Raw genomic sequence first — 16,130 nt, forward strand, 5'->3', positions numbered from 1 at the left:
CGTCAGGCGATCTCGCCGCCCATGAAGCGGGGGAACCAGCCTTCGTGCGCGGTCCGCAGCGTCTCCACCGATATGGCCCCGTGGACGCCGAGGTTCAACGCGTCGCCCTCCACCGTGCCGAGCCGGACGGCCGGCACGCCGGCGGCCTCGGCCTCGGCCACCACCGCGTCCGCCGCGCCGGCCGGGACGGTCACCAGATACCGCGCCTGATCCTCCGCGAAGAGTGCCACGTGCGGGGTGACGCCGTCGAGGGCGACCTTCGCGCCCTTCGAGCCGGCCATGGCCATCTCGGCGAGAGCGACGGCGAGCCCGCCGTCGGAGAGATCGTGACAGGCGGTGACCCGCCGGTCCGCGATGAGGGCGCGGACGAAGTCGCCGTTGCGCTTCTCAACCGCAAGGTCCACCGGGGGCGGGGCGCCTTCCTCGCGGCCGAGCACCTCCCGCAGGTAGAGCGACTGGCCGAGGTGGGCGCCGTGTCCGCCGACGAGCAGGATCTCTTCGCCGGCCGCCTTGAAGGCGACCGTCGCCATCAGGTCGACGTCGGGGAGGAGACCGACGCCGACGATGGTGGGCGTCGGCAGGATCGCCTTGCCGTTGGTCTCGTTGTAGAGCGACACGTTGCCGGACACGACCGGGAAGTCCAGCGCCCGGCAGGCCTCGCCCAGGCCTTTGATGGCGTGGACGAACTGGCCCATGATCTCCGGCTTCTCGGGGTTGCCGAAATTGAGGTTGTCGGTGACCGCGATGGGCGTGGCGCCGACGGCGGTGATGTTGCGCCAGACCTCGGCGATCGCCTGCTTGCCGCCTTCGAACGGGTCCGCCTCGCAGTAGCGCGGCGTCACGTCCGACGACATGGCGAGGCCCTTGCGGGTGCCCTCCACGCGCACGACGCCGGCGTCGCCGCCGGGCACCTGGGCGGAGTTGCCCTGGACGAGCGTGTCGTACTGCTCCCACACCCAGCGGCGCGACGAGGCGTCGGGCGAGCCCAGGATGGCGAGGAGCGCGGACGGAATGTCGTCGGGCGCTTCCACGCTCTCCGGCGCGATCACCACCGGCTTCGCCGGCGGAATCCAGGGGCGGTCGTACTCGGGGGCCTGGTCGCCGAGTTCCTTGATGGGGAGGTCCGCGACCACCTCGCCCTGGTGCTTGATGCGGAAGCGCAGGTCGTCGGTGGTGACGCCGACGACGGCGAAGTCGAGCTCCCACTTGCGGAAGATCGCCTTGGCGACGCCCTCCAGCTCCGGCTTCAGGACCATGAGCATGCGCTCCTGGCTCTCGGAAAGCATCATCTCGTAGGCGGTCATGCGCTCCTCGCGCACGGGCACCTTGTCGAGGTCGAGCTCGATGCCGAGGTCGCCCTTGGCGCCCATCTCCACCGCCGAGCAGGTGAGGCCGGCGGCGCCCATATCCTGGATGGCGATGACGGCGCCGGAGGCCATCAGCTCCAGGCAGGCTTCCAGGAGCCGCTTTTCGGTGAACGGGTCGCCGACCTGCACGGTCGGGCGCTTCTCCTCGATCTGGTCGTCGAACTCGGCCGACGCCATGGTGGCGCCGCCCACGCCGTCGCGTCCGGTCTTGGCGCCGAGATAGACGACCGGCAGGCCGACGCCCTTGGCCTGGCTGAGGAAGATGCCGTCGCGGTTGGCGAGGCCGAGCGCGAAGGCGTTGACGAGGCAGTTGCCGTTGTAGCGCGGGTGGAAGTTCACCTCGCCGCCGACCGTGGGCACGCCGAAGGAGTTGCCGTAGCCGCCGACGCCGGCGACGACACCGGCGACGAGGTGGCGCGTCTTCGGATGGTCCGGCGCGCCGAAGCGCAGGGCGTTCATGGCCGCGATCGGCCGCGCGCCCATGGTGAAGACGTCGCGCAGGATGCCGCCGACGCCCGTCGCCGCGCCCTGGTAGGGCTCGATGTAGGACGGGTGGTTGTGGCTCTCCATCTTGAAGACGGCCACCTGGCCGTCGCCGATGTCGATGACGCCGGCGTTCTCGCCCGGGCCGATGACCACCTTCTCGCCCTTGGTCGGCAGGGTCTTCAGCCACTTCTTCGACGACTTGTAGGAACAGTGCTCGTTCCACATGGCCGAGAAGATGCCGAGTTCGGTGATGGTCGGCTCACGGCCGATCAGGTCCAGGATCCGCTGGTATTCGTCCGGCTTCAGGCCGTGCGAGGCGACGAGGTCGGGCGTGATGGCGATGTCGTTCCGGAGCACGGGGAGGGGCCTCTGAATGGTCTCGCGTATTCAAGCGGGTGGATTAGACCGAGAGGCCTTGAAGCGCAAGGAAGGAGGGGCGGCAGGAGGCGGAAAAGCGCGGGAGATGTGCTACGCTGGCGCGAGCGAGACCGCCGGGGGGCGTACGATGAACAGGCCGACCATGCGCATGCGATCCGATCCGCCGTGGACGCTGGCGGAATTTCATGAACTGCTCCAGGAGATGCCCGAGGGCGAACGCTGGGAACTCATGGGCGGCCGCATCTACAAGATGATGGTCGGCGGCACCATCGGCCACGGCCGGATCGTCGGCAATGTGGGATTCGCGCTGTCGCGTCAGCTTCGGGAGCGGGGATCCCCCTGCAGCGTGTTCCAGGAGGCCGCGCGCGTCGAGATCGAAGCGGCGGAGGCCAGCTTCTTCCCCGATGTCGTCGTGACCTGTCAGGACGTCGATCCGGCTGCGAGAGCGGTGCGCAATCCCGTGGTCCTCGTCGAGGTGCTGTCCCGAACGACCCGGGACAAGGATGAGACCGTAAAGCTGGCCGTCTACCGGACGATCCCGTCCCTGCGGGCCTACATCATGGTCGAGCAGGGTGTGCCGGGGATCCGGGCGGTTCTCCGAGCGGAAGGCGATCGGTGGGATTGGGTCCATCTGGAAGTCGGTGGCCTCACGTCGGTCCATGTCCCGGAGATCGACCTGACGCTCACCCTTGCCGAGACTTACGCGGGTCTTCTGGAGCTGGTGGCCCCGTCTTGACTCCTGGCCCCCGCCTCACCCCAGCCTCAGCCCCGCCGCGACCTCCCGGATCACGCGCCAGCCCTCGCGGGCGTCCTCCTCGGTCATCTCGAAGCTGCCGAACTGGATGCGGATGGCGATGCGGCCGTCGTGGCGGGTCTGGGTGAGGTAGACCCGGCCATCCCGGTTCACGGCCTCGACGAGCGCCAAGTTGGCGGCGTCGAGGTCGGTCGCGCCCGCGGGCGTCCAGCGGAAGGCGAAGAGCGACAGGACGGGGTTGGTGACGAGATCGAATCGCTCCGCGTCGCGGATGGCGGCGGCCATGTCCTCGGCCCAGCGGACGTGATTGCGGATCATGGCGCGCAGGCCCTCAAGACCGTAGGCCCGGAGCAGGAACCAAAGCTTCAGCGCGCGGAAACGGCGGCCGAGCGGCACGCTCCATTCGCTGTAGTTGATCACCCGCTTCTCGCCATAGGTCTTCAGGTATTCCGGCTGGATGGCGAGGGTACGGACGTGGCTCTCGGCGTCGCGGATGAAATGAGCGGCGCACTCGAACGGCGCGCCCAGCCACTTGTGCGGGTTGGTCACCACGCTGTCGGCGTCCTCGACGCCGGCCCAGAGAGAGCGGTACTCCGGACAGATCATCGCCGAGCCGGCCCAGGCCGCGTCCACATGGACGAAGAGCCCGTGCCGGCGGGCGACCGCGACCACCGCCGCCACGTCGTCCGACGCGCCGACGCTGGTTCCACCGACGCAGGCGACGATGCCGGCCGGGAGGCGCGCGGAGTCCCGGTCCGCCACGATGGCGGCCTCGAGCTCGGCGGGGTCCAGCGCCTTGGACGGGCCACGGCCCGGCAGCTTGACGAGATTGTCCTGGCCGATGCCGGAGATCCAGCAGGCCTTGTCGATCGAGGAGTGGACCTGGTCGCTGCAGTAGACGCGCACCGCCGGCTGACCGGACAGGCCACGGGTGTTGCCCTGGAAGGCGAGAGCCCGCTCGCGCATGGTGAGGACGGCGGAGAGGGTCGCCGTGGAGGCGCTGTCCTGCAGGACGCCGGTGAAGGCGGTCGGCAGGCCGAGGGCGTCGCGCAGCCACGCGACGACCGTCATCTCCAGTTCCGTCGCGGCCGGGGAGGTCTGCCAGAGCATGCACTGGGCGGCCATGGCCGAGACGAGGATCTCGGCGACCACGGCGGCGGGTGCGGCATTGGCCGGAAAGTAGGCGAAGAAGCGGGGATGCTGCCAGTGCGTCATCCCGGGGACGATGAGGTCCTGGAAATCGCGCACGATGGCGTCCATCGGCTCCGCCGTCTCGGGCGCCTGGACCGGCAGGCGGGCGGCGATGTCGCCGAAGGCGACGTTCGGGCGGACGGGGAGGTCGCGCAGGGTGCGGCGATACTCGGCCGCCCATTCGGCGGCGCGGACGGCCCAGAGTTCGAATTCTTCGCTGTTCATGGCCGGGCGTATAGCGCAGCCCGGCCAAGGCCGCCAGACAGGGACACTCCGCTCCCGTTCAGGCGGCGAGGGTCTTCACCACGCTTTCGAACACGCCGCGCCCGTCAAGCCCGCCATGCAGCGCCTCGATGAGGTTTTCCGGGTGCGGCATCATGCCAAGCACGTTGCCCTCGGCGTTGAGGACGCCGGCGATGTCGTTGAGCGAACCGTTCGGGTTGGTGCCCTCGGCATAGCGGAACGCGACGCGACCCTCGCCCTCGACCCGCGCGAGGGTTTCCGGATCGGCGAAGTAGTTGCCGTCATGGTGGGCCACCGGGCAGCGGATGATCTGGTCCGGGCCGTAGGCGCGGGTGAAGTCGGTGTCGGCGTTGGCGACCTTCAGCTTCACCTCCTTGCAGATGAAGCGCAGGTTCGCGTTCCGCATCAGGACGCCCGGCAGAAGGCCGGCCTCGGTGAGGATCTGGAAGCCGTTGCAGACCCCGAGCACGCGCACGCCGGCGGCGGCCTTGCGGGCCACGTCCTGCATGGCCGGCGAACGCGCCGCGATGGCGCCGCAGCGCAGGTAGTCGCCGTAGGAGAAGCCGCCCGGCAGGACGATGAGATCGACGTCCGGAATGGTGACGTCCTGGTGCCAGACCACGGCCGGCGCCTGACCGGTGATGGCGGTGAGCGCCTTGATGGCGTCGCGTTCGCGATTGGAGCCGGGGAAAACGACGACGGCCGAGCGCATGGCGGACGATCCTGGTGCAGAAAGGGGGCTGTTGCGCGCCCTTTTCCCTCAAAAATGCGGCGAAGTCCAGGTCGGACGGCGGCTTTCCGCCGACGTCCTCAGGGCATCAGGAACAGGACGGCGAGCACGGACGCGACCACCGGGATGCCGACGAAGATCGCCGCCTTCACGAGAAGGAAGCGGACGATCCGGCCGGTGTCGTCGCGCGGCGCGTCCATGGGCGTCAGCCCAGGATGTCGATGGTGTAGTTCTCGATCACCGTGTTGGCGAGCAGGCGGTCGCACATGGCGGCGATCCTGGTGCGGACGGCGTCGGCGTCGGTATCGGCGAGCACGAGGTCGATCACCTTGCCCTGGCGGGCGCCTTCCACCCCGTCGAACCCGAGCCCCTTCAGGGCGCCCTCGATGGCCTGGCCCTGCGGGTCGAGCACGCCGGACTTCAAGGTGATGATGACGCGGGCTTTCATGTCGATCGGCTCCAGATCACGCCGGGTCGCCGAGGACGACGATCCCTTCCTTCCGGGCGGCGCGTAGCATGGCGCCGTCGAGACTGGCAAGGCGAGATCCGGTGCGGCGTGCGAGATCGACGTAGAGGGCATCGTAGACGGTGAGATTGTGGCGGACGGCGAGGTCCATGACGCGCAGCAATTGGTCCATCCGTGGCACGTCGTCCACCCATGGCGAGACGGTGAACCCGATCTCAAGGAGGCGCGCCCGATCTGACGGTCCGAACCGCAGCCGCCGTTCCGCCGAGAGTATCGAATTCGCCAGTTCCACAGGCCAGAGAGAGGGCACGTATATGGACGCGCCCTGCATCACTACTTTGAACAGTTCTACTGTGGCCCTGGTCTGGGGATCATCTTCGCCAAAACAGAGGGCCGCCACGATCGAGCAGTCGGCCACCAGCTTCAAGCGCGCCGTCCCTCCTTGACGATCTCAAGGATCTCTTCTCGAGTCAGTGGATCGGCAAGGTTTCGCCTGAACTCTTCCATGGCTTGCAGCCCGGCACGCCTGCGCGCGAGCACCTCAGAGTTCGGCGCGCCTTGGCGAGCGTCCGCTTCCGGTAGCGCTGCCTTCGCGGTTCCAAGAACACGACCGCCACGAGTGATGACCACGTCATGACCGCGCTCAAGGTGCTCGGCGATCGCGCTGATCGCCTCGCTGCCGACCTCGATCCGAACGCTCTCCGTCACTGTTCCGCACTCCGTTCAGTGGCCATCAACGAAAACGCCCGCCGGGTTTTCCCGACGGGCGCATCCTAGCACAAATCCGGAGGATCAGTGTCAGCTCGTTGGCGTCACTTCACGAGCGTCGGGCCGCCGGGGCGGGTGGGGCCTTCCTCGTTGAGGATGCCGAGGCGACGGGCGACTTCCTGGTAGCTTTCAAGAAGCCCGCCCATGTCCTTGCGGAAGCGGTCCTTGTCCAGACGGTCGCCGGTGGAGAGGTCCCACAGGCGGCAGTTGTCGGGGCTGATCTCGTCGGCCACCACGATCCGCATCAGATCGCCTTCCCAGAGGCGGCCGCACTCCATCTTGAAGTCGACGAGCTTGATGCCGACGCCAAGGAAGAGGCCGGCCAGGAAATCGTTGACCCGGATGGCGAGCGCCATGATGTCGTCGATCTCCTGGGGCGTCGCCCAGCCGAACGCGGTGATGTGCTCCTCCGACACCATCGGGTCGTTGAGCGCGTCGTTCTTGAAGTAGAACTCGATGATCGAGCGCGGCAGCTGCGTGCCTTCCTCGATCCCGAGCCGCGACGACAGCGATCCGGCGGCGACGTTGCGCACCACCACCTCGAGCGGGATGATCTCCACTTCGCGGATCAACTGCTCGCGCATGTTGAGCCGTTTAATGAAATGGGTGGGGATTCCCATGTTGTTGAGGTGCGTGAAGACGTACTCGGAGATGCGGTTGTTCAGCACCCCCTTGCCGTCGATGATTTCGTGCTTCTTCGCGTTGAACGCCGTGGCGTCGTCCTTGAAGTGCTGGATCAAGGTCCCGGGCTCCGGACCCTCGTAGAGGATCTTGGCTTTACCCTCGTAGATGCGCCGGCGGCGGTTCATGGGGATATACCGTGGTCTGTTGATGAAATCCATTGTACTCGCTCTTGCCAGGCCAAGCGGACCCGGATGGGATCAGACCGTTCGCCTCGGCATAAGCGACGAAAGCGGGCGGAGTCGCTCCGCCCGCTCACTCGCAGTCGCGCGGACACTACTCGATCGGCCCGACGATCACAATCCCGTTGCAGGCGGCTTGCAAACTGGGCTCGGCCGCGGCCGGCGGGCGGGGAGGGATCGGTGTCCAGGGTGCGTGTCGCATCCCGGACCTTCCGGACTACGCTCCCGAAGCCGCAGTCCTTACATAACCGGATGCTCCAGACATCTCATTGATTTGGGGTGGGTCGGGCGATATGCAAGGCACCAACCACCGTCGACGCGGAACCAGGGGAGTTCAGTCATGAGCGGCTTCAACGATCGGGAAAAGGCCTTCGAGGATATGTTCGCCCACGACGAGGCGCTGAAGTTCAAGGCTCTCGCCCGTCGCAACAAGCTGCTCGGCCTGTGGGTCGCCGAGAAGATCGGGCTCTCCGGCGCCGAAGCGGACGACTACGCCAAAAGCGTGGTCCGCGCGGACCTGGAGGAGGCCGGCGACGAGGACGTGTTCCGCAAGATCAGCGGCGATCTGTCGGCCAAGGGCGTCGGCCTGTCCGAACACCAGATCCGCCGCACCATGGACGAACTGCTGGCGACGGCCGTCAGCCAGGTGAAGTCGGAAGCCTGAGCCCGACGACCGTCCGGCCGGGTGTCGGCGGCCGGCGGGTCGTGACGCGATGCCGGGCGCCCGTGCGCCCGGCGTGACGTCTGCCACGAGGAGTGCCCCGAGCAGTGCCCCCATCGAGCCCCGAACTCGCCCGGCGGTTCGCCGCCGGCGACTCCATCCTGACCGGCTGGATCAGCCTGCCGGAGCCTCTCGTCGCCGAAGCCTGCGTGCGCGCCGGCTTCGACGCCCTGGTGGTGGACCTGCAGCACGGCCAGGTGGACGTGGCATCCGCCGGCCGGATCATCAGCGGCATCCGCTATGCGGGCGGTCGCGCGATCCTGCGGATCCCCGTCGGCGATTATGCGACCGCCTCGCGCCTCCTGGACGCCGGCGCCGACGCGGTGATCGCCCCGATGATCGAGACCGTGGCGGACGCCGAGACCTTCGCGAGCTTCATGAAATATCCGCCCCTCGGGTCGCGGTCCTGGGGACCGACCCGGGCGGTCCAGTTGTCCGGCGGCACGCCGGAGGCCTATCGCACGTCGGCGAATGGCTCCACCCTCGCGATCGCCATGATCGAGACGCTGACGGCGCTGGACAACCTCGACGGCATCCTGGCCCTGCCGGGAATCGATGGCGTGTTCGTCGGGCCGTCGGACCTGTCGCTGGCCATCTCCAACGGCGCCAATCTGGACGTGAATGCGCCGGAGGCGGTCGAGGCCTTCAAGCGCATCGCGGACGCGGCGGCCAAGGCCGGCAAGATCGCCGGCATCTACGCGGTGGACCCGGAGCATGCCAGGCGCTGCTTCGCCATGGGGTTCCGCTTCGCCACCCTGATGAGCGACCTCGGCTACATCACCTCGGGCGCCAAGGCCGCCATCGCGGCCGTCGGGCGCTGAGGCGCCGGGACCTTTCTGACGCGGCTCCCAGACAGTGCGGTGACCCGCCCGGAGCGGGCCCCCCGAAGCGTTCGCCGGCGTGTCGCCGGCGTCTTCCTTTCGTTCAGATCCGGCCCAGCAGGGTGGCGAAACGGGTGAGGCCTTCCGGCCAGGGGCCGTGGCCCGACTCGGTGTTGATGTGCCCGGCGTCGCCGGCGTCCACCAGAAGCGAACCCCAGGCCGCCGCCATGTCGTCGGCCGTCTCGTAGCCGCAATAGGGGTCCGTCCGGCTGGCGATCACCATGGAGGGAAAGGGCAGGGGCTCGCGCGGCACCTCCCCGTAGCTGTGGTGGATGGAGGGCGGCATGTCGGGGCGCGCCACGTCGGGCGGGGCGACCAGGAAGGCCGCCTTGACCCGGTCGCCAAACAGGGGCGCCGCCTCGGCCACGGCGATCACGCCCAGCGAATGGGCGACGAGCACCACCGGCCGGGTCGCCGCGGCGACGGCCTCCACGAGGCGGGAGGTCCAGGCCGCCCGGTCGGGGGCGTTCCAGTCCGCCTGCTCCACGCGTCTTGCCGTCGGCAGCTTGCGCTCCCAGCGGCTCTGCCAGTGGTCCGGACCGGAATTGCCAAGCCCGGGGACGATGAGGATGTCGCAATCAGCTGTCTTCATGGGGGGAGAGTGCCGGGAGTCGTCGCCTTCGGACAAGAGGGCGAGGGGAAATGGTGCTGGACGGGGATGCTGGACAGGGAAGGATGGGGTGACTTACCGTAAGCAATGGCTAACGGAGATTCCAGCCTGCGCCTCACCTCATCGCTCGCGGCCCTCGCCGATCCGACCCGGCGGGCGGTGCTCGAACGGCTGGCCGGGGGACCGCTGCCGGTCGGGCGGATCGCCGAGACCCTGCCGGTGAGCCGGCCGGCGGTCTCGCAGCATCTGAAGGTTTTGAAGGCGGCGGGCCTTGTGATCGACGCGGCGGACGGGAACCGGAGGGTCTACCGGATCGATCCTCAGGGACTGGGCCCGATCCACCGGTGGCTGGACGGGTTCCCGGACGAAGCGATCGGCTCGTTCGCCGCCGCGTTCGAGCCGCACCAGGAGGATCCGACGTGACCGACGACAAGACTTCCGCGCCCGCTTCCGTCGCAAAGGTCATCCGGGTGGGCGCGACGCCCAAGGATGCCTTCGACGTGTTCACGAGCCGCATGGCGCGCTGGTGGCCGAAGACGCACTCCATCGTGGGCGAGCCGCAGGCGGACGTGACCATGGAGCCCCAAGCGGGTGGTCGCTGGTTCGAGACCGGTGAAAGTGGCCGGACGTCCGATTGGGGCAAGGTGCTCGTCTGGGAGCCGCCGGTCCGGCTGGTGCTGACTTGGCAGATCGGGCCCGACTGGACCTTCGACCCGGCCCTCCATACGGAGGTCGAGGTGACCTTCACGGCCGACGCGACCGACGGAACCCTCGTGCGGCTGGAGCACAGCGGCCTGGAGGCCTACGGGGACAAGGCCGAGGAGATGGCCGCGGCGTTGGCGGGACCCGACGGCTGGCCGGCTATTCTGCAGCAGTTCTCGCTCCTCGCCTGACGCCGTCGGACGGGATGCACGGGGTCGACCGATGCGGTCCCGCGAGCCTGGAGGGCGCCCGGTCGATCCGGCGGTCAGCGGTTCGCCGTGCCGGTGACGAGCGCGTGCGCCCAGTCCAGGCGGCCACGGTCCCGGGCCACGTCCGCGGCGGCGTTCCAGTCATAGTCGAGGGCGCGGAACTCCACCCGGAACCCGTCGCGACGCCGGTCCAGGATGGCGTAGCGTGCGTGCGGACTGCCGGTCTCCATCACATGCGGCGACGGCATGTCGTCTGCATAGGCCTGGATGCCGACGCTGCCGGGGTTGATCACCGTGGGGCCGCCCGGCACGGAGAAGAGCCTCGGCACGTGGGTGTGACCGCAGAGCACGATCGTCTCCGACACGGTGGAGAGCATCGCGCGCACCTCGAACTGCGGCCGCAGCACCATGGCGTGTCCGCTCACGTGCTCCAGGAGGTAGGTCTCGTCGGACCGGGGCGCGCCGTGGCAGAGCAGGATGTCGTCGATCACCAGGGTCGGCGGCAGAAGCGCCAGCCAGGCGAGCTGGCGCTTGCCGAGCTGCGGCAGCGCGTCGGCGTCCCAGTCGCCGAGGTCGTCGTCGCCCTCCAGGAGGTAGCGGTCGTGGTTGCCGCGCACGGTGGGCCAGCCGAGGTCGTCGAGCCGGTCGATCGTGTCCGCCGCCTCCAGCGGACCCGAGGCGCTGTCGCCGAGGTTGACCACGAGATCGGGCGCCGCGTCGCGAAGGTCCGCCACCACGGCCTCGAGGGCGCGCAGGTTCCCATGGATATCGGCGACGACAGCGATGCGCATGCTCTTACCCGGACGACGCCCCAAGGGTAAGCGGCGGCTGCGCAGGCGGCAAGATGGGAGGGGCTGGAACCGGACGAGCGCCCCGTCCCGAAGGGAAGGATCGGGCGGTTGGTTGTCGGCTGCCGCCTCACGCCCGGCCGAACACCCGGCGGAAGATCGTGTCCACGTGCTTGGTGTGGTAGCCGAGGTCGAACTTGTCGCGGATCTCCTCCTCGGAGAGCGCCGCGCGGACGTCGGCGTCGTTGAGGAGTTCGTCGAGGAAATCCACGTTGGCGGCGCCGGCCTGCTGGTAGCTGTCCCACACCTTCATGGCGTTGCGCTGGACAAGCCGGTAGGCGTCCTCGCGGGAGACGCCCTTCTGGGTGAGGGCAAGCAGGATGCGCTGGGAGTGCACGAGGCCGCCGAGGCGGTCCATGTTGGCGACCATGCGCTCCGGATAGACGAGGAGCTTGTCCACCACGCTGGTCAGCCGGGCGAGGGCGAAGTCCAGCGTCACGGTGGCGTCGGGGCCGATCATGCGCTCCACGGACGAGTGGGAGATGTCGCGCTCGTGCCAGAGCGCCACGTTCTCCATGGCCGGCAGGGCGTAGGCGCGCACCATGCGGGCGAGGCCGGTGAGGTTCTCGGTCAGCACCGGGTTGCGCTTGTGCGGCATCGCGGACGAGCCCTTCTGGCCGGGGGAGAAGTATTCCTCCGCCTCCAGAACCTCGGTGCGCTGCAGGTGGCGGACCTCCACGGCGAGCCGCTCGATCGACGAGGCGATCACGCCGAGGGTGGCGAAGTACATGGCGTGCCGGTCGCGCGGGATCACCTGGGTGGAGACGGGCTCGGGGGCGAGGCCGAGGGCCTTGGCGACGTGCTCCTCCACGCGAGGGTCCACGTTGGCGAAGGTGCCGACGGCGCCGGAAATGGCGCAGGTGGCGATCTCCTCGCGGGCGTGGACGAGGCGCGTGCGGCAGCGGGAGAATTCGGCGTAGGCCTCGGCCATCTTGAGCCCGAAGGTCACCGGCTCGGCGTGGATGCCGTGGCTGCGGCCGATGCAGACCGTGTCCTTGTACTCGAAGGCGCGACGCTCGATGGCGGCGAGAAGCGCGTCCATGTCCTTCAGGAGGAGGTCGGTGGCCCGCACGAGCTGGACGTTGAAGCAGGTGTCGAGCACGTCCGACGACGTCATGCCTTGGTGAACGAAGCGGGCGTCCGGGCCGACGATCTCGGCGAGGTGGGTCAGGAAGGCGATGACGTCGTGCTTGGTGACGCGCTCGATCTCGTCGATGCGGTCCACGTCGAAGACGGCCGGGCCGCCCTTCTCCCAGATCACCCGGGCGGCGTCCTTCGGGACGACGCCGAGCTCCGCAAGCGCGTCGGTGGCGTGCGCCTCGATCTCGAACCAGATGCGGAACTTGGTCTCCTGGCTCCAGATCGCCGTCATTTCGGGGCGGGAATAGCGCGGGATCATGGGTCGTCCTTGGGCAGTCGCAGGAGGCGGAAAAGGTCGGCCGTGCTGTAGCAGACGGGTGCGGCCGCCTCAACCGGCCCGATCAGCGCCGGCGGCTGAAGACGAAGGCCCCAACGAGGAGCGGCACGAGGCCGAGCGGCATGAGGAGGGGAAGGCCCGCGGCCACGAGGAGAAGGGTGGAGTGGATGAAGGTGGCGATGGTCTGAAGCAGCCAGAGCGGATGCGGAAAGGGCTCGTGAAACTCCGCGAAGTACGCGCGAAAGCGCACGAAGGCGATCACGGCGGGGCCGCCGGCCGTGCCTGCCGCAAGGGCGACGAGCATCGCGGCGAAGCGGGCCGTGGCCGGCCGGTGCACAGCCAATGCGGCCGCGGCGATCCAGGCCAGGAACCCGCCGATCATCGCCCCGAGGGCGAGCGTGACGATGACGGCCTCGGCCCGTTCCCCGAAGGCCACCTCCCGCCGGTGCAACGCCAGCACGGTCAGGAGGCCCACGACGGCGCCGTGGACGAGGCCGAACGCAAGAGCGGCGGGCAGGGCCGCCCGGGCTTCGGCCCGGGCCCGCCGCGTGGCCGTGGCGAGCCGGATGCGCAGAGGCGGCGGCGAGAGCGCGTCGGCCTCGCCCGGATGCGGCATGTCGGTCACGGGGCGCCGAACCGGTCGGCCCAGGTGGGGTAGGGGTCGTTTTCGGCCGCGCTCGCCAGGAACACGCCCCGGGCGATGGCGCGTGCGAGGGTGGAGGCGGCGAGGGCGGAGAGCACGATGAGGTCCCGGTCCGGAGCCGGGAGGGCGCGCCGGCCGGTCGCTACGGCGAACACGAGGTCGCCGTCGTAGGGGGTGTGGGCGGGCCAGAGGGCGCGGGCGAGGCCGTCGTGGGCGGCGACGGCGAGGCGCTTGGCCTGCGCCTTGGTCAGGATGGCGTCGGTGGCGACGACCGCGATGGTGGTGGCGGCGAGGGGCTCCGGGGCGAACTTCGTTCGGACGGCCGAAGCCTCCGGCACGAAGATGGGCGGCCAGCCGAGGCCGCCGAACTCGTCGCCGATCTCGAACGGGGCGGCCCAAAAGTGCGCCGTGTCGCCGACGGTGGCCGAGCCCACCGCGTTGACGGCGGCGATGGCCCCGATGGTGACGCCCGAGGGCAGCCGGGTGGACGCGGAGCCGAGGCCGCCCTTGAGGCCGGCCGTGGTGGCGCCGGCCCCGGCGCCGACGCTGCCGAGGGCGAAGTTGCGCGTGGCGGCGGAGAGGGCCTTGCGGCCGAGCGCCCGGTAGGGCGGCTCAACCGGCTCGCCGGGCTTGGTGGCGACGAAGTCCTTCTCGCCGCCGTTGAGGAGATCGAACAGGATGGCGGCGGGCACGATGGGCACGCGCGCCGGTCCGATGGCGAAGCCGCGACCACGCTCGGCGAGGGCATGCATCACGCCGGTGGCGCTCTCCAGGCCGAAGGCGGAGCCGCCGGAGAGGACGAGCGCGTCGACCCGTTCGACGGTCTGTTCCGGCGCCAGGAGGTCGGTCTCGCGCGTGCCGGGCGCCCCGCCCATGACCGACACGGACGCGACCGCCGGCTCCTCGGCGAGCACCACGGTCACGCCCGTCTTGGCGGCGTGGTCGGTGGCGTTGCCGACGAGAAGGCCGGGCACGTCCGTGATCAGGTTGGCGGGGCCGGGAATCATGGGGCGCGCGTCTTGTCGTAGTGGCGGTCCCGGTAGATGAGCACGCCTTCGTCCTCGCGGGCGCCCGGACCGATGCCGCTGACGGCGACCACGCGGCCGAACATCACCGCGTGGGTGCCCATCTCGACGCTGTCGACGAGGTCGCAGTCGAGCGCCATGGGGGCGCCGTCCAGAATGGGCGAGCCGGTGACGAGGCTGGACCAGACGCCGTGCTCGAACCGTGCCTCGCCGACCACGCCGCCGCGGCCGGCGAACACGTCGGCCACCGGCTGGGCCGCCGGCGGGAGCATGTTGACGGCGAACACCGCGTTGCGCCGGAAGGCCTCGTTCTGGGAACTCTTCAGGTTCAGGCAGACCAGGATCGTGGCCGGGTCGTCGGACACGGAGGCGAAGGCGGTGGCGGTGAAGCCGCGCCGGCCGGCGGGCCCGGCGGTGGTGATGATGTGCACCGCCGACGGCACGCGCGCGATCGCGTCGCGGAACGCCTGTCCGGGCACCGCGGGCCTCAGCGGCCCTCCGGCTTCGGGCGCCTCGTCCGGATCGGTCGGCCTTCTGGAGAACGTCATGGATTTCCTTCGCCGATGTCGCGTTGCCGCTGTCGCGCCGCCCACGGTCCGTGGCATAAATCAACTTACCGGCTTTTTCGAACCTAGTCGGCGAATGGTTGACGAGGGGTGAGCGCGACGGCTGCGACCGTATGGCCTCTTTAACAACCGAAAACACTACGCCTTCAGCATCTGGTAGCGCATTTAGCCGGCCAAAGGCAGTTTTCCGAGGTTTCCACCAAATTACGCGGTGCTGTCCGAGATACCTCCGGGCTCCCGTTGTGTCCTGGTTTGCAGGCTGCTAATGGACAGGGAACCGCCCAAAACCAAGCGATGCATCCAAAATAAGGCACGCAAGCGGCCGCAGGGGATCACTCAGAGATGGAAATTTTCCTACAGCAGTTGATCAACGGGATCACCCTCGGGTCGATCTACGGTCTGATCGCCATCGGCTACACGATGGTGTTCGGCATCATCGGCATGGTGAACTTCGCGCACGGCGACGTCTTCATGGTGTCGGCGTTCATCGCGCTCATCTTCTTCCTGGTTCTCACCACCTGGCTCGGCATCGCGTCGGTCGCCCTGGCGCTCTTCCTCGTGCTGATCATCGCCATGGTGCTGACGGGCCTCCTGTCCTGGAGCATCGAGCGCATCGCCTACCGGCCGCTCAGAGGCTCGTTCCGGCTGGCGCCGCTGATCTCGGCGATCGGCATGTCGATCGTGTTGTCGAACTTCATCCAGGTCGCCCAGGGCCCGCGCAACAAGCCGACCCCGCCGATGGTCCGTGACGTCATCGTGCTGACGGACAGCAACGGCTACGCCGTGACGCTCTCCTACAAGCAGATCATCATCATGGTGACCACGGCCGTGCTTCTGGCCGCCTTCTGGTACGTGGTGCAGAAGACGCCGCTCGGTCGCGCCCAGCGGGCGTGCGAGCAGGATCGCAAGATGGCGGCGCTCCTCGGCGTCAACGTCGACCGCACCATCTCGCTCACGTTCGTGATGGGCGCCGCCCTCGCGGCCGTCGCGGGCACCATGTACCTGATGTACTATGGCGTCGTGAACTTCTCCGACGGCTTCGTGCCGGGGGTGAAGGCCTTCACGGCGGCGGTTCTCGGCGGCATCGGCTCGCTGCCGGGCGCGGTGCTGGGCGGCCTCCTGATCGGCCTGATCGAGACCTTCTGGTCCGGCTACTTCTCGATCGACTACAAGGACGTGGCGGCCTTCTCCATCCTCGCCATCGTGCTGATCTTCATGCCGCAGGGCATCCTCGGCCGTCCGGAAGTCGAGAAGGTCTGACC

Annotated in this window: 20 protein-coding genes; 6 read left to right on the forward strand and 14 right to left on the reverse strand. The window is 69.0% G+C overall.

Features of this window, described 5'->3' with window-relative positions; all coding sequences use genetic code 11:
* Positions 1–2: 2 nt before the first annotated feature.
* Entirely contained in the window at positions 3–2,210 is a 2,208-nt protein-coding gene (purL, locus tag HND91_RS15605) for a phosphoribosylformylglycinamidine synthase subunit PurL (RefSeq protein WP_181707531.1), read from the reverse strand.
* A 148-nt stretch (positions 2,211–2,358) separates the two neighbouring features.
* On the opposite strand from purL, the gene HND91_RS15610 reads away from it, so the two are divergent.
* Positions 2,359–2,967 (forward strand): Uma2 family endonuclease, encoded by a 609-nt coding sequence (locus HND91_RS15610; RefSeq protein ID WP_181707532.1) that lies wholly within the window; start codon positions 2,359–2,361, stop codon positions 2,965–2,967.
* A gap of 15 nt (positions 2,968–2,982) precedes the next feature.
* On the opposite strand, the gene HND91_RS15615 is transcribed toward HND91_RS15610, so the two are convergent.
* From HND91_RS15615 to purC, 7 genes are all read right to left on the reverse strand, one after another.
* Complete coding sequence (locus HND91_RS15615; RefSeq protein WP_181707533.1) at positions 2,983–4,401, reverse strand: pyridoxal phosphate-dependent decarboxylase family protein; 1,419 nt, start codon at positions 4,399–4,401, stop codon at positions 2,983–2,985.
* Between the two features lie 58 nt (positions 4,402–4,459).
* Entirely contained in the window at positions 4,460–5,131 is a 672-nt protein-coding gene (gene purQ / locus HND91_RS15620; protein WP_181707534.1) for a phosphoribosylformylglycinamidine synthase subunit PurQ, read from the reverse strand.
* 98 nt (positions 5,132–5,229) lie between these two features.
* On the reverse strand, positions 5,230–5,349 hold the full coding sequence (locus tag HND91_RS23090) for a phosphoribosylformylglycinamidine synthase-associated small membrane protein (protein ID WP_281379118.1): 120 nt from the start codon (positions 5,347–5,349) through the stop codon (positions 5,230–5,232).
* A 5-nt stretch (positions 5,350–5,354) separates the two neighbouring features.
* Entirely contained in the window at positions 5,355–5,597 is a 243-nt protein-coding gene (gene purS / locus HND91_RS15625) for a phosphoribosylformylglycinamidine synthase subunit PurS (protein ID WP_181707535.1), read from the reverse strand.
* A gap of 16 nt (positions 5,598–5,613) precedes the next feature.
* A complete protein-coding gene (locus HND91_RS15630) occupies positions 5,614–6,033 on the reverse strand; it encodes a type II toxin-antitoxin system VapC family toxin (protein WP_343057356.1) in 420 nt (139 codons plus the stop codon).
* 5 nt (positions 6,034–6,038) lie between these two features.
* Entirely contained in the window at positions 6,039–6,323 is a 285-nt protein-coding gene (locus HND91_RS15635) for a hypothetical protein (protein ID WP_181707537.1), read from the reverse strand.
* A gap of 104 nt (positions 6,324–6,427) precedes the next feature.
* Positions 6,428–7,225, reverse strand: coding sequence for a phosphoribosylaminoimidazolesuccinocarboxamide synthase (gene purC, locus HND91_RS15640; protein WP_181707538.1), 798 nt, complete (start codon positions 7,223–7,225; stop codon positions 6,428–6,430).
* Between the two features lie 361 nt (positions 7,226–7,586).
* Here purC and HND91_RS15645 point away from each other — a divergent pair, with 361 nt between their 5' ends.
* Both HND91_RS15645 and HND91_RS15650 read left to right on the forward strand, forming a co-directional pair.
* Positions 7,587–7,910: a DUF1476 domain-containing protein gene (locus HND91_RS15645; RefSeq protein WP_181707539.1), complete on the forward strand. Its 324-nt coding sequence runs from the start codon at positions 7,587–7,589 to the stop codon at positions 7,908–7,910.
* A 104-nt stretch (positions 7,911–8,014) separates the two neighbouring features.
* Positions 8,015–8,788, forward strand: coding sequence for an aldolase/citrate lyase family protein (locus HND91_RS15650; RefSeq protein WP_181707540.1), 774 nt, complete (start codon positions 8,015–8,017; stop codon positions 8,786–8,788).
* Between the two features lie 103 nt (positions 8,789–8,891).
* On the opposite strand, the gene HND91_RS15655 is transcribed toward HND91_RS15650, so the two are convergent.
* Entirely contained in the window at positions 8,892–9,440 is a 549-nt protein-coding gene (locus tag HND91_RS15655; RefSeq protein WP_181707541.1) for an RBBP9/YdeN family alpha/beta hydrolase, read from the reverse strand.
* A 105-nt stretch (positions 9,441–9,545) separates the two neighbouring features.
* On the opposite strand from HND91_RS15655, the gene HND91_RS15660 reads away from it, so the two are divergent.
* Positions 9,546–9,881 (forward strand): ArsR/SmtB family transcription factor, encoded by a 336-nt coding sequence (locus HND91_RS15660; protein ID WP_181707542.1) that lies wholly within the window; start codon positions 9,546–9,548, stop codon positions 9,879–9,881.
* Entirely contained in the window at positions 9,878–10,351 is a 474-nt protein-coding gene (locus tag HND91_RS15665) for an SRPBCC domain-containing protein (RefSeq protein WP_181707543.1), read from the forward strand. Before HND91_RS15660 ends, HND91_RS15665 begins: the two co-directional genes overlap by 4 nt.
* A gap of 74 nt (positions 10,352–10,425) precedes the next feature.
* On the opposite strand, the gene HND91_RS15670 is transcribed toward HND91_RS15665, so the two are convergent.
* The 5 genes from HND91_RS15670 to HND91_RS15690 form a co-directional block, all read right to left on the reverse strand.
* A complete protein-coding gene (locus tag HND91_RS15670) occupies positions 10,426–11,160 on the reverse strand; it encodes a metallophosphoesterase family protein (protein WP_181707544.1) in 735 nt (244 codons plus the stop codon).
* Positions 11,161–11,287: 127 nt separating this feature from the next.
* Positions 11,288–12,616 (reverse strand): adenylosuccinate lyase, encoded by a 1,329-nt coding sequence (purB, locus tag HND91_RS15675; RefSeq protein WP_181707545.1) that lies wholly within the window; start codon positions 12,614–12,616, stop codon positions 11,288–11,290.
* An 82-nt stretch (positions 12,617–12,698) separates the two neighbouring features.
* Positions 12,699–13,259 (reverse strand): hypothetical protein, encoded by a 561-nt coding sequence (locus tag HND91_RS15680; RefSeq protein WP_181707546.1) that lies wholly within the window; start codon positions 13,257–13,259, stop codon positions 12,699–12,701.
* Positions 13,256–14,284: a P1 family peptidase gene (locus HND91_RS15685; RefSeq protein WP_181707547.1), complete on the reverse strand. Its 1,029-nt coding sequence runs from the start codon at positions 14,282–14,284 to the stop codon at positions 13,256–13,258. The genes HND91_RS15680 and HND91_RS15685 overlap by 4 nt, the downstream gene beginning before the upstream one ends.
* A complete protein-coding gene (locus tag HND91_RS15690; protein WP_181707548.1) occupies positions 14,281–14,850 on the reverse strand; it encodes a flavin reductase family protein in 570 nt (189 codons plus the stop codon). Before HND91_RS15690 ends, HND91_RS15685 begins: the two co-directional genes overlap by 4 nt.
* A gap of 360 nt (positions 14,851–15,210) precedes the next feature.
* On the opposite strand from HND91_RS15690, the gene HND91_RS15695 reads away from it, so the two are divergent.
* Positions 15,211–16,128, forward strand: a complete 918-nt coding sequence (locus tag HND91_RS15695) for a branched-chain amino acid ABC transporter permease (RefSeq protein WP_181707549.1) — start codon at positions 15,211–15,213, stop codon at positions 16,126–16,128.
* Positions 16,129–16,130 lie beyond the last annotated feature (2 nt).

It is taken from the genome of Chthonobacter rhizosphaerae, assembly GCF_013839525.1.
GTDB classification, from domain to species: Bacteria; Pseudomonadota; Alphaproteobacteria; order Rhizobiales; family Pleomorphomonadaceae; genus Chthonobacter; species Chthonobacter rhizosphaerae.